The sequence below is a fragment of the Wolbachia endosymbiont of Ctenocephalides felis wCfeT genome (assembly GCF_012277295.1).
Taxonomy (GTDB): domain Bacteria; phylum Pseudomonadota; class Alphaproteobacteria; order Rickettsiales; family Anaplasmataceae; genus Wolbachia.
On sequence record NZ_CP051156.1, the window covers coordinates 1,236,981 to 1,249,509 of the forward strand.

The 12,529-nt window shown below is 35.3% G+C and carries 9 protein-coding genes and 2 pseudogenes; 4 read left to right on the forward strand and 7 right to left on the reverse strand.

Annotated features, from left to right (window positions below):
• Positions 1–9 precede the first annotated feature (9 nt).
• Entirely contained in the window at positions 10–1,797 is a 1,788-nt protein-coding gene (gene ltrA, locus HF197_RS06035) for a group II intron reverse transcriptase/maturase (protein ID WP_218938890.1), read from the reverse strand.
• A 647-nt stretch (positions 1,798–2,444) separates the two neighbouring features.
• Here ltrA and tnpC point away from each other — a divergent pair.
• Positions 2,445–3,805 (forward strand): annotated as a pseudogene (gene tnpC / locus HF197_RS06040) (IS66 family transposase).
• A gap of 90 nt (positions 3,806–3,895) precedes the next feature.
• Here tnpC and nth read toward each other — a convergent pair.
• Positions 3,896–4,534: an endonuclease III gene (gene nth, locus HF197_RS06045; RefSeq protein WP_168464645.1), complete on the reverse strand. Its 639-nt coding sequence runs from the start codon at positions 4,532–4,534 to the stop codon at positions 3,896–3,898.
• 21 nt (positions 4,535–4,555) lie between these two features.
• Positions 4,556–5,863 (reverse strand): APC family permease, encoded by a 1,308-nt coding sequence (locus HF197_RS06050; protein ID WP_168464646.1) that lies wholly within the window; start codon positions 5,861–5,863, stop codon positions 4,556–4,558.
• 155 nt (positions 5,864–6,018) lie between these two features.
• Here HF197_RS06050 and terL point away from each other — a divergent pair.
• Positions 6,019–7,395, forward strand: a pseudogene (gene terL, locus HF197_RS06055) (phage terminase large subunit).
• A gap of 163 nt (positions 7,396–7,558) precedes the next feature.
• On the opposite strand, the gene HF197_RS06060 reads toward terL, so the two are convergent.
• Positions 7,559–8,377, reverse strand: coding sequence for a transporter associated domain-containing protein (locus HF197_RS06060; RefSeq protein WP_168464647.1), 819 nt, complete (start codon positions 8,375–8,377; stop codon positions 7,559–7,561).
• A 407-nt stretch (positions 8,378–8,784) separates the two neighbouring features.
• Here HF197_RS06060 and hemE point away from each other — a divergent pair, with 407 nt between their 5' ends.
• Complete coding sequence (gene hemE, locus HF197_RS06065) at positions 8,785–9,786, forward strand: uroporphyrinogen decarboxylase (protein ID WP_369800006.1); 1,002 nt, start codon at positions 8,785–8,787, stop codon at positions 9,784–9,786.
• Positions 9,787–9,821: 35 nt separating this feature from the next.
• Here hemE and HF197_RS06070 read toward each other — a convergent pair whose 3' ends face one another.
• From HF197_RS06070 to HF197_RS06080, 3 genes are read right to left on the reverse strand one after another with little or no spacing between them, the layout of a single operon-like run.
• Positions 9,822–10,607, reverse strand: a complete 786-nt coding sequence (locus HF197_RS06070; RefSeq protein WP_168464649.1) for an enoyl-ACP reductase FabI — start codon at positions 10,605–10,607, stop codon at positions 9,822–9,824.
• Between the two features lie 45 nt (positions 10,608–10,652).
• On the reverse strand, positions 10,653–11,015 hold the full coding sequence (locus HF197_RS06075) for a histidine phosphotransferase family protein (protein ID WP_369800033.1): 363 nt from the start codon (positions 11,013–11,015) through the stop codon (positions 10,653–10,655).
• Positions 11,012–11,302, reverse strand: coding sequence for a hypothetical protein (locus HF197_RS06080; protein ID WP_168464651.1), 291 nt, complete (start codon positions 11,300–11,302; stop codon positions 11,012–11,014). The genes HF197_RS06075 and HF197_RS06080 overlap by 4 nt, the downstream gene beginning before the upstream one ends.
• A 135-nt stretch (positions 11,303–11,437) precedes the next feature.
• On the opposite strand from HF197_RS06080, the gene purM reads away from it, so the two are divergent.
• A complete protein-coding gene (gene purM, locus HF197_RS06085) occupies positions 11,438–12,442 on the forward strand; it encodes a phosphoribosylformylglycinamidine cyclo-ligase (protein ID WP_168464652.1) in 1,005 nt (334 codons plus the stop codon).
• Positions 12,443–12,529 lie beyond the last annotated feature (87 nt).

Sequence of the window (12,529 nt, forward strand, 5' to 3'; positions counted from 1 at the left end):
ATGTGTTATCTAAGTGAGGAAAGTTACCCCTCCCCACTCGACTTCAGAACCGGACTTGATAGTTTGCCCATCATCCGGCTCCTCTGTAATTTGGCGCTTGTCACGCATACTCTTATGTAATTGATCATGGCAATGCTTGTGTAACAAGGATAAGTTTTTCATGTCATTATTACATCTATTCCGATCTTGATGATGCACGTGTGCTAGGTCCTCAAATCTGAACTGAAGATGACAATAATTGCATTTACCTTGCTGCAGCTTTAGTAATTTTATTACTCGTGTTGACCTCCATGGTATTTTACTTAGGCGACTTCCCCAGTATGTCCAATCCCCATCATACGGAGATTTGGTTTCCTTCACTTTGACATGCCTCTTAATAGCATGATCTCCATGTTTGATAAGATGTATTCCGTTACTTGTCATGAACCTCCAATTGTCGTTGTTATACTTTCTAAAGTATTTTCTTTTTATCCAGCGTTTCCCTTTGTTATGGTGTCTACGAACTGCCCATTTCCAAAGTTTCTCAAACATGATACAGTTTAATTTACTAAAGATTCTGCTTGAAACTACCGAAGTGTAATATTGACACCATCCTCTAATAATTAGATTAAGTTCTTTTATTATTGCCTCTTGAGGTACTCCGCGCATTTTCTTAAGCTTCATTTTTATGGTTGATGTATGTTGCTTTACTGATTTACAACTTGGTTTAATCAATAACTTGTAACCTCTCTTATTTCTTACTTGATACTGTCGTACAGTAAATCCAAGAAAATCGAAACCTGGTTTCTCTCCACTGAGAGAATTTATTGTGTGAGAAATTCTTGTCTTTGATGGTTTCAATTCTAATCCAATGGTATTTAACCATTTTTCAACTAGAATCTTAGCTTTCAGAACAAGTTCCTTGCTCTCATGTAAAATCACAAAATTGTCAGCATAAGTAATTACGCCAATCGAATTCAGTACATGTTTGTAAGCTCCGCTACCATATTTCTTTTTCATATGTTGACAAAGTTCTTCCTTGAGTTCTTCTTTGATATTCTGCTCTAATCCATATAATGCTACACATGCAAGAAGTGGAGATATTGTCCCTCCTTGAATTGTACCACATTTAGTGGGTTTGAACTTTCTATCTTCCATAACGCCTGCTTTCAACCATCCTTTTATAATTCTCTTTAAAGTCGGTGTGGTATTGAGTTTTTCTAACAGTGCATGATAATCGATATTATCAAAGCATCCGGAAATATCAGCACCTAATACAAATGCTGTCTTCCTTCCAAGTGCGATAAATATGGCTTCTATTGCATCCTTACACGATCTACCAGGTCTAAAACCATATGTGTTAGGTTCAAATTTTGCTTCCCACTCTGGTTCTAGCACCATTTTAACAAGTGTTTGCTTTGCTCGATCTGTTATTGTGGGTATCCCCAGTGGTCTTTCCTCAGTTTTTCCAGGTTTTGGAATCCAGACACGTCTTGATGGTTCAGCCTTCTCTTTTATATCTAAAGAATATGCTAATTGCAACCTTTCTTTTTGATTGAGATTAGCTTTTCCATCAACTCCTGCTGTCTTTTTTCCTCTGTTATCCTGAGTTATCTTCCTAACAGCGAGCATTCTCCCACTTGTTGATTTGAGTAATAATCTCTGAAGATTATGCATCTTTTTGATATCATTACACTTAGAAGCTCGGTAAATTCGTTTTTGTAGCTTGAATACAGATTTTTCTAGCTCACGCCAAGGAATTGTATTCCATTCATACCTAACTTTCTGTTGGTCCATAACATATACACTACTACTCACAACTTTACCCTCCAAATTACAGTGTCTACGTCTGCATATCCTAAGCATTACCTTAGGCATTAGCTTCTTAGACAATCCCTCCACATAGAAGCATTCAGTTGGCTACCTTCTTAATTATCCCTTTAAAATAAAGAATAATAAGAACGTCTATGTGGTTACTCCGTTCCATGAAACCGTTTCCCGTTAAACTTAGGTCCCTATTATTTGCCGGAAGATAGGAAACATCTTGTTTAGAAAGTAAAATCTAAACATCCACTTCTCCACACCTTTTGGTTTATGTGTATCAACCTTTTTCACATATTTAACATAACGACAATTCAAACATAGGTTCCTCTCGTAACCATATTTAACTCTTTTTGGGAGGATTTATTATAAGGTTTAATATTACTCCCTTTTAGTCCATGCTTTCATTTTAAGTAGTTGCCAATTACCTAAAATGTGGACTATAATTTCAACCAGATGTTATGGTGGATGGAATTCAACCATCACGATTCCACGACTTCCAGATCGCACTTACTGCTGTTATTTTTAGTATATTCTAGCTTTACACTAAATATAAATAATTTTCGTATCCATTCAGCCGGGCGGTAAAATAAAGAGTAGACAAGGAATGCTAAAAAGGTAAACTAGAGTGGCTGTGAGGTAATATGGTTGATCTTTTAGAATTTTGCGAAAGTTTAAGCAGACTATAGAAAAGTTAGAAACAAAAATAGAAGAGCTTAAAGCAGAAAATAAAGCGCTAAGGATCGAAAACGCTGAGTTAAAAGAAAGGCTTGGCTTAAATTCAAAAAATTCATCTATACCAAGCTCCAAAGAATTATATAAGATGAGGGAAAATAAGCCAAAAAGTGACAGGAAAGTAGGAGCACAGGTTGGACATAAAGGCAGTTACCGCCCTAAAATGGAGGCAGATGAGATGGTAAAAATAGAACTGCCCAATACGTGTGAGTGCGGAGGAGAAATTGCGGTATCAAAAGATCCGTATACTCATCAAAAGGTCGATTTGCCGGAAATCAAGCCGTATGTAGTTGAATATCAACTAGAGCATGGACGTTGCAAAAGATGTGGAAAAAGAAAAAGTAGCAAGCTACAAGAAGGAGTAACTGCGGACACATTTGGTCCAAGAGTTAAGTCAGTAATTACAGCATTAAGTGGATTTTACAAGAATTCGAAAAAAGAAGTGGCAAATATTATAAAGGACATTTTCAACCTGGATATCAGCGTCGGTAGTGTATCAAATAGCGAGGCTAGAGTGGCAGAAAAATGCCAAGAAGCATATGAGCAAATTGAGGAAGAGGTAAGCAAGAGCAAAATTTTACATATCGATGAAACTAGCCATTACAACAAAGGTAAACAGGGCTGGTGCTGGATGTTTGCGAGCAAAATAGGAAGTGTGATCAAATTGACAGAGTCAAGAGGGATGAAAGTCCTGGAAAATAGTAAATTTGGAAAGAATAACAACCTAGTAGTGACCGACAGATATGCAGCTTACAACTACTTTTCCAGCAAGAAAAGGCAGGTCTGTTGGGCACATTTAGCAAGAGATTTTGAAAGGTTGTCTCATAGTTGGAATAGCGAAGTGAAAGTTTTGGGGTATTATTTAAGGAATGTTGCTACTGAATTATTTGCATTGAAAAAAGCTCTGTTAAAGGATGAAATAGACACATTAAGGTTCATAAGAAGAGCAAGAAAATTACGCAAGCGAACGAGATATTACTTAAAGAATATATCAAATTTACCCGAGGCAATTGGAGCGTCTCGAGTAGCAAAAAATATCATGAAATCGGATCTGATGATGTGGAAATTTTTGGACGATCCAGAAAATATTCCACTGACAAACAACTATGCTGAGCGACAGATTCGGCATTACGTTGTTTACCGAAAAGTTTCATATTTTACACAATCGAAACGGGGAAATATGTTTCTTGAGAGGATAATTTCATTGTACTTGACTTGGAGGCAAAAGAAGTTAAATCCTTTTCAAAACCTACTGGCTATTGCTTCTTAAGCCATACACCTGAATGGATACGACACTAGGATGACACCTTTGGAACAATGTTCGTACACTTCTGCTGTGGATTAAGAGATCAAGCGATTCTTAGATTTTATATCTCTTGTGCTCAAATTCACATAAATCGTGAATTATGCATGTATCACATAAAGGTCTTTGTGCTTTGCAAACATATCTACCATGTAAAACCAACCAATGGTGCGCATAAAGTAAGTATTTTTTTGGCACAGCCTTTAAAAGAGATTGCTCTGTTTTAAGCACGTCTTTCTCTTTTACAAGCCCAACCCTATTGCTAACTCTAAAAACGTGAGTATCAACTGCTAATGTTGGGATACCAAGCCCTGAGTTTAAAAATACATTTGCGCTTTTTCTGCCAACTCCAGGCAGGGCTACTAAGCTGTCAAAATCAGTGGGCACTTTGCTATCGTGCCGTTCAATTAATATTTTACACAGTTCTATTATGTTTTTTGCTTTGGAATTATATAGACCTATACTGCTGATGCTTTTTCTTAGCTCACCTTGCCCAAAACTTAACATTTTTTCTGGAGTATTAACAATGTTAAATAATTCTTTTGTAATTTTATTAACACTTACATCAGTTGTGCGTGCTGATAAAACAACCGCAATAAGTAATGTAAAATGATTAGTATAATTTAGCTCTATTTTTGGTGTAGGGTTTGATTGCTGAAACCTTTCAAATATCAGTTCTACTTTCTCTGAATCCATTCATAGAGCTAAAAGCTTATACTATACCGTAACGTTCGGTTGTGCAAACTCAGCTATTTGAGGTGTAAATGGCTGTTCAGTACTAACGTCTTGCATGTCAGAATCTACTCCATCTAGATTTCTCTCAGCAAATTCACCTACTAGTTCTGCAAAATATTTCTTAACAAAAGGCATAATAATCGGCATTAGTAACTTACGTGGATCATACCACTTTAGTAAGTCAGTTGCCTTTTGCACTCTATCTCTTGGATCTTCTTCAAGCAGGTCTCTCGTATATTTTTCAGTGTATACTTCAGAACCTTTTGCAAAAATAGGAGCCAGTGCTTCAATTAATATAGCTGCAAATAATAAAGGACTGAGTATAACACCCCCTATAGTTAAACCATTTGCAATAAAATTTGTTGTGAGTAGATAAACAGAAAAAGCAGCCAGAGGGTAGTTAATCAAAAACTTGCTAGCTAGTGAAATATAGTTCATTTTATTTATAAATTCATCAGTGGAAATTTCTGAATTTTTATACTTTTCCATGTAGCGATTCACTAGTGCCTTAGAAGACATGCCAATAGCGGTATTGAATGCTAGTATCCACAATGAAAAATAACAGCATATAGTAATTGTAGTTAATAGAGCCAAAAGAACAATACTCATGCTTAAGATAGATATTAGACCATTTTTGCGCTCTATAAACTTTTGTGCTAACACTTTCTTGTCCTCATTTATAGGACTTCCCTTTTTTTCCAAAGGGGCAAAGTAATCAAATAATTTTATGCAAGGTTTTGCTAGCTGTTTCTTTAGTTCTTTAACTAATTTTGCAACCTCTGTTAATTTTTCTAAAGGACTCAAAACTGGGTTTTGTGAAATTAGCATTATCCGTGTTTTAAGCCAATCACATTCTTTTTTTGCTTGTTTAAGCGAATTATCCTTATTATGTAACATAGAGATTAGCTGATCATAGGTTTTACCTACTGCTTCTTCTTGGGTAATATTTAATGTATCAAATAACTTTTTTCTGTAATAAAATTCATGTATTGTTAAGCGTCCATCGCTTTCAGCATCAATACTAACTTTAACGCAAGGGTCACCTAGCTCTAAAGGTTCGATATATTTTTTTAGTTCTTGATAAGCTTTATAAATTTGGTTAAACCTATGTTTATCTCCACCTTTGTCTGGATGATTTACGAGAATTAATTTCTTATGCTGTTCTTTTAGAATTTTTGTAAGTTGTTGATGGTTCTTACCAACAACTTTCCTCGCTTTTATTTCTAGTACATTAAATAGATTACTATTATCATGAAATTCTTTCTCAGTTAGAGAAAAATGATTAACCATATTTGCCCCACGTTAGTTATTATATGCTAATAATACACTAATTTATGCCAATATGATACTGATTTTATTGGGTCTAATAAAATAATATTTTTCCTAATAAATACCCTCTTCATAGCAGTTACTAAAATGACCTTCCTTAAGTTATTACGAATAAAATCAATTTTCTCAAATTCATCGAACTGTGCTTTAAAACGGTAGTGCCAGGGTTTGAGTATAATGACTATCAATACATAAAAGTCATAGCAGATAGGCTGGAGGCTGCAAACACTGGTAAAGTTAGGCGCATAATATTCAATATGCCGCCACGCTCGATGAAGTCCATATGTGTGAGTGTTGCGTGGCCTGCGTGGATACTGGGAAATCAGCCAACTGCAAGGATAATAGTTGCAAGTTATTCTCGATTGCTCAGCGAAAAGCATTCACTTGATACAAGGTGCATAATACAGTCCGATTGGTATAGAGAGTTATTTCCAGAAGTGAAATTATCTAAGAGTCAAAATACTAAATATAAATTTCAAACTGTGCAGCAAGGGTTTAGAATAGCAACCTCTGTTGGAGGCACATTAACTGGAGAGGGTGGCGATTTCATTATTGTGGATGATCCGCTGAGTTCTGCTCAAGCTTTGAGTGAAACATTCAGAAAGCGTGCCATAAATTGGTTTGATCAGACTTTAGTAACCAGGCTTAATGAGCGGAAAAAAGGAATAATTGTGCTGGTAATGCATAGGCTACATCAGGAGGATTTAACAGGACATTTACTTTCTAAGCCAAGGAACATATGGCATCACGTCTGTTTACCGATGGTGCCAGAAAGTGGGCAAATTATCAATTCAGCTCTGGGAGAAGCAAAAGAATTATACTCAAGAAAGGAAGGTGAATTACTATATCCCATTGATGATGAAGAAATTGAAATGATAAAAATTGAACTTGGAAGTTATGCCTTTGCTGCGCAATATCAGCAGAATCCTTTGCTATTTTCAAGTGGCATGATTAAACAGGAATGGTTGAAGTGCTACAAAAATTTTCCTGATAGCCTTACACATGTGGCTCAAAGTTGGGACACTGCAGTTTCAATAAACGACACTAGTGACTTTAGCGTATGCACCACCTGGGCGAAAATGGAGAATAAATTCTATTTACTTGACGTATATCGTGCAAAACTTGAATATCCAGCGCTTAAAGAGCAAGTTTTGTCATTAGAAGCAAGGTGGGAACCACATGCAATTCTGATTGAAGCAAAAGCAAGTGGGCAGCAACTAATTCAAGAGTTAAAAATTAGTAGTGATCTGCCCACCACTGAGGTATTTCCACATAATGATAAGCTTGCTAGGTTTTGTCAAGTGGTTCCGATGATAGAGTCTGGTAGGGTATTTTAACCACATCAGGCAGTGTGGTTAAATGATTTCGAGCATGAAATGCTGATGTTTCCAGGGGCTCGTTATGATGATCAGGTAGACAGCATGGTGCAATATTTGCAGTGGGTAAAAAAAGCTAGTAACAATATCTTGAGAATTAGAGATTTTTCCAACTAATGGCTCTTTGTCTTGCATAAATTCCATGTACAAACATTGCATTTTGGGCCATTTATTCACAAAATGGAGTCTCCAGTGCTACATTTTTGTCAACGAATTACTTGACCTTTACAGGAATAACACCATTTTCTAACGCGTAAAGTATTTCAAATTGATAAAAAATTTAACTCTTATAATCGTTCAAATCTAGTATTACTTCGTTAATATAACGCTCATTTGCGCCTTTAATAATAAATCTTATTCCGTTTTTATATTCAATAATTTCACCTACAGAAGGAACCTTGTCTGCAATCGATAAAATCAAGCCGCCAATAGTAGCATAATCTTCCTCAGAATCACGTAACTCTATATTTAAATCTTCTTCTAAATCTTTTATAAGAGCTCTTGCTGAAACTTCAAATTTATTCTCAGGTAACTTAACAATTGCATACTCTGAGCTAGCCTCATCTTCATTGTCAATGTTTGGTATCATTTCTTCTATAAGATCAGTCATTGAAACTAGACCGTCAGTTCCACCATATTCATCCAGTACAATAGCTAGGCTCGATTTAGAGGATCTCATCTTAACAAAAAGATTAGTTGCCTTCATTGAAGGTGGGACAAATACCACACTCTGTATTATACTTCTTAAGTTAAAGTTTTCATCTTTGCTAAGAATAACATCTTTTGTATAGAAAAAGCCTACTACATTATCAAAATTACTTTTGTAAATAGGTATTTTAGTATAATAAGTATTTTCTATTTTCTTCAGCACTTCGTTTCTGCTTGAGTCAATATCCACCGCGCATATCTCCGTGCGTGGAACCATTATATTTACTATGCTACAATCGTGAAACTTCAACAGGCTATTAAATATATTAAGGTTTGGCAGATCTTTTATTAATGCTTCGGTTGCACACCTTTTTAGCATGGGAACTTTTTTAAAAAGAAACAAAAAGATCCTATATGCTATCTTTTCCATCAAAGTCCTCTTTTTATTCAACCTATCTCCTATAATGAGTTTAGACAAGATTTACAAAAAAAACTGTTACTAAATGTTTAATAACTATGTGAATAATGTCAAATTAATCTGTGCACAATTTGTTGATACAAAATACTCACAATTATTCCACAATAATTTCACAGACATGTACATGATTATATAACAGCAGCCAGTAATGAGTTATTTTCCATAAAAGAAAATTGCTAACACGTTCAACATCTTACTTATACACACAAATTATAATCGAAAATCATTAATATACGAAAGTTACTAACATATTTATCAACAAATCAAACAACAGAAAACTTTACTAAATTTTAAGTTACTAACAAATCATTGAAGAATTACTATTACTACTATACTCTTAAGTATAAGAAAGAATTAAATAAAGTAGATTGAAAGTGAACGTGATAGTAGCAGAAACAATAAAGGGTACTAAGCAATGTAAGGTGCCTATTTGGCTAATGCGTCAGGCAGGTAGGTCTCTTCCGGAGTACAGAGAGGCCGTAAGTAGCTTTAAAAATTTCATGGAAATGTGTTACAACACAGATCTTATGGTAGAGCTAACACTTCAGCCAGTAAAGAGATTTGATATGGATGCGGCTATAATATTTTCTGACATCTTAACAATACTCAATATGCTAGGTTGTGAGGTAAATTTTGTTCGTGGTGTTGGACCAAAAATAAAGCCTATAAGAAACTCTGCAGAGTTGAATTGTGTTGAAGGGGTGGAAAATAGTGCCAAGAGAGTTCTAAGTGCTATAAAGGCAGTTAGAGAGCTACTGCCTAAGGAAAAAACTCTTATAGGATTTGCTGGTGGACCTTGGACGGTAACTTCCTATTTGATAGAGGGTGGAGGAAGCAAAACTTTTTCTAAAGTACTTAATTTTTGTTCTAAAGATTTAAAAGAAATAATTGACAAAATTACGGATGAAACTGCTGCTTACTTAATTAAGCAAATAGAATATGGAGCAGATGTTATTCAGTTGTTTGATAGTAACGCTGGTGTATTATCCGAACCTTTGTTTAGAGAGTATATTGTGGAGCCGACGAAGAAAATTGTCTCTACTATAAGAAGTAAATTTCCTAACTTTCCGATAATAGGTTTTCCAAGATCTGCAGGAAACCTTTACAAAGAGTACTGTAAGCATACTAGTGTGTCTGCAGTTAGCATAGACTATGATGTTTCAATTGAATGGGCAAGGGATAATCTACAGATACCAATACAAGGGAATCTTAATCCTAGTCTTTTGGCTTATGATATAGAGGAAGCACTAAAGGAAACAAAGCGCATTATGGATTGTTTCAGAGATTTACCTTTTGTGTTTAATCTTGGACATGGTGTGCTTCCTGACACCCCGGTTGAAAATATTGCTGCTTTGGTAAACTTGGTAAAAAGTTATCAATGAGTGCATAACTTTTTAGTTAATTTAAAAGTTGAAATTTAATCCACAACCTTCATTCCCACCACGTTGTACCCTGAATCAACATGGAGGATTTCTCCAGTAGTACCGCTACTTAAATCGCTTAATAGATAAAGTGCTGCCTTTCCAACATCCTCAATAGTGGTATTTCGCCTTAGTGGAGCATTGTTTCTGTTCCACTCTGATATAAAGTGAAAATCACTTATTCCAGAGGACGCTAAAGTTCTAATTGGACCAGCGGAAATAGCATTAACTCTTATATTCTGTGGTCCAAGATCACATGCTAAATATCTTACGCTCGCTTCAAGTGCTGCTTTACATAAGCCCATAACGTTATAATTTGGCATAACTTTTTCAGCACCATAGTAAGATAAGGTAAGCAAACTTCCACCGCTTGGCATCACCTTTTCAGCCCTTTGTGCTAAAGCAGTGAAAGAGTAGCACGATATATTCATTGCATTTTGGAAATTATTCAGCGAAGTATTAACATATTTACCACTTAACTCATTTTTATCAGAAAATGCAATAGCATGTACTAAAAAGTCAAGAGTACCCCACTTTTCCTTTATTGTACTAAACATAGAGTCTATGGTTTCTTCATTTGAAACATCGCAATTTAATACTAATTCTGCATTTAACTCTTCTGCTATAGGTGATAATTTTTCTCTTATTGCTTCATTCTGATAGGTAATAGCAAGCTCTGCTCCATTGTCTGAGATAGTTTTTGCTATACCGTATGCTATCGATCTTTTATTTATTATTCCAGTTATTAACCCTTTCTTGCCTTGTAGTAAATTTGTTGACATAAAGCTGCATCATGTTGCTTAAGTAAATGTGCAGCATCAGCAGACTTAAGTCAACCTTATCTGCACTTCTATGAGGTTGTTATTGCAAATGTAACTAACCTCAGCATTATAGGACTTTAATAACAGAGAAGTCATATAAACGTTAATATCTTTTGTATTTAAATTAGTATCGCTTTTATTGCTTAGCTTATCCGTCAATGATCCGCTAAGCGGTTTATTTTCATTTGAAATTCTTATAGTTAATAGCGTTTTACTTCCTTCTTTACTTAGTAAAATTGATACTTGCTCAACTCCTGCTACTGCACTAGCTATAGTTAGTACCATGCTAGAAACTACTTTATTTATTTTCTCAACTAGACTTTCGTCTTCTACTGCGTAGTACTCACCTATTTCCCACGCAAGTTTTATTTTTTTTTTAGTAAGTAATTTTTGATATTTGACTTAGTCTGATCAAAACTTCGATTATCTGCTGAAGAGGAATAAGCCTGCTTCATGACATTATGCTGATATATTAGGTAATAGGAGCTTTCTTTCAGTAAAGATAGTGCATCGTTCTGAGCATCATTATCATAATCATTTTCATCAAACTCTTCTAAACCAAACATTATTCCATTCATAGAATTAGCAAAGTCATGAAGTAATCGTCCTGATAGTAACTCCATTGCTAGTAGTGTGTTTTTGATGTTTTCGTTCATTTGATAATTATAAATGATGACAAAATTAAAGTTACCCTGTATTAGTAAGGATGTGATAGTCAATTACGAGAAGGTTGCATTTTTTGTTCATGACTATTAATATGTTATTAATAATTACTAATTTGTAAAGTATTTATGAATACTTATGCTAAATCGGGTATAGACCTAGAATTGTATAATGAGCTAATAAAAGAAGTCAAACCTATTGTTGAGAGCACCAAAGGTAAGGAAGTAATCAGCGAAGTAGGCTCTTTTTCTGCATTATTTGACTTTGCTGCACTGAGTAAGAAATATAACCATCCTGTATTAGTTTCATCGACTGATGGAGTAGGGACAAAGCTGTTAATAGCTCAAGAAGTAAATAATCACGACACTATAGGCATAGATTTAGTAGCAATGTGCGTGAATGACTTGCTTGCACAAGGAGCAACGCCTTTATTTTTCCTCGATTATTTTGCATCTGGCACTCTTGATAGAAGTGTTTTACTGTCTGTAGTTAAAAGTATTACAGAAGGGTGTAAGCAGGCTAAGATAGCGCTAGTTGGAGGAGAAACTGCAGAAATGCCGGGAATGTATGGTGAAAATCACTATGACCTTGCAGGTTTTGTTGTTGGTGTGGTTGACAAAGAGCAAATACTTCCAAAGTATGACATAATAAAAGAAGGTGATTGTTTGATTGGCTTGGAGTCAAGTGGCATCCATTCAAATGGATTTTCTTTAGTGCGTCATATTTTTAAAGATCTTGGTATAAATTATAAAGATTTATCACCGTGGGATAATAAATCATGGGGAGAGGTATTACTTGAACCAACAAAGATATATGTTGATTCTCTATTGCCTGTAATGTCAAAAGTGAAAGGTATTGCACACATTACAGGTGGTGGGTTAGTAGATAATGTTCCACGTATTCTCCCCAAAGGTTTACGTGTAGGCGTAGATGCTGGTTCTTGGGGGTGGCCTGAAATATTTTCATGGCTAATGGAAGAGGGTAAAATTAAAAAAGAAGAGATGTTAAAAACGTTTAACTGTGGTATTGGGATGGTGTTGGCCGTGGATCACGAAGACGTGCAGGATGTGGAAAGCTATTTTCAAAAACGTGGAGAGAAAGCTAAAGTGATAGGGCATATTATTGGTCGTTAAAAAACAGCATTTTGTATCCATTCAGCCGGGCGGTAAAATAAAGAGTAGACAAGGAATGCTAAAAAGGTAAACTAGAGTGGCTGTGAG

Bases quoted from the DNA above. Each gene is read 5' to 3' on its own strand.
- purM (WP_168464652.1), top strand. From the start codon at position 11,438: ATGAATACTTATGCTAAATCGGGTATAGACCTAGAATTGTATAATGAG.
- nth (WP_168464645.1), bottom strand. From the start codon at position 4,534: ATGGATTCAGAGAAAGTAGAACTGATATTTGAAAGGTTTCAGCAATCA.
- HF197_RS06050 (WP_168464646.1), bottom strand. From the start codon at position 5,863: ATGGTTAATCATTTTTCTCTAACTGAGAAAGAATTTCATGATAATAGT.
- HF197_RS06080 (WP_168464651.1), bottom strand. From the start codon at position 11,302: ATGAACGAAAACATCAAAAACACACTACTAGCAATGGAGTTACTATCA.
- HF197_RS06070 (WP_168464649.1), bottom strand. From the start codon at position 10,607: ATGTCAACAAATTTACTACAAGGCAAGAAAGGGTTAATAACTGGAATA.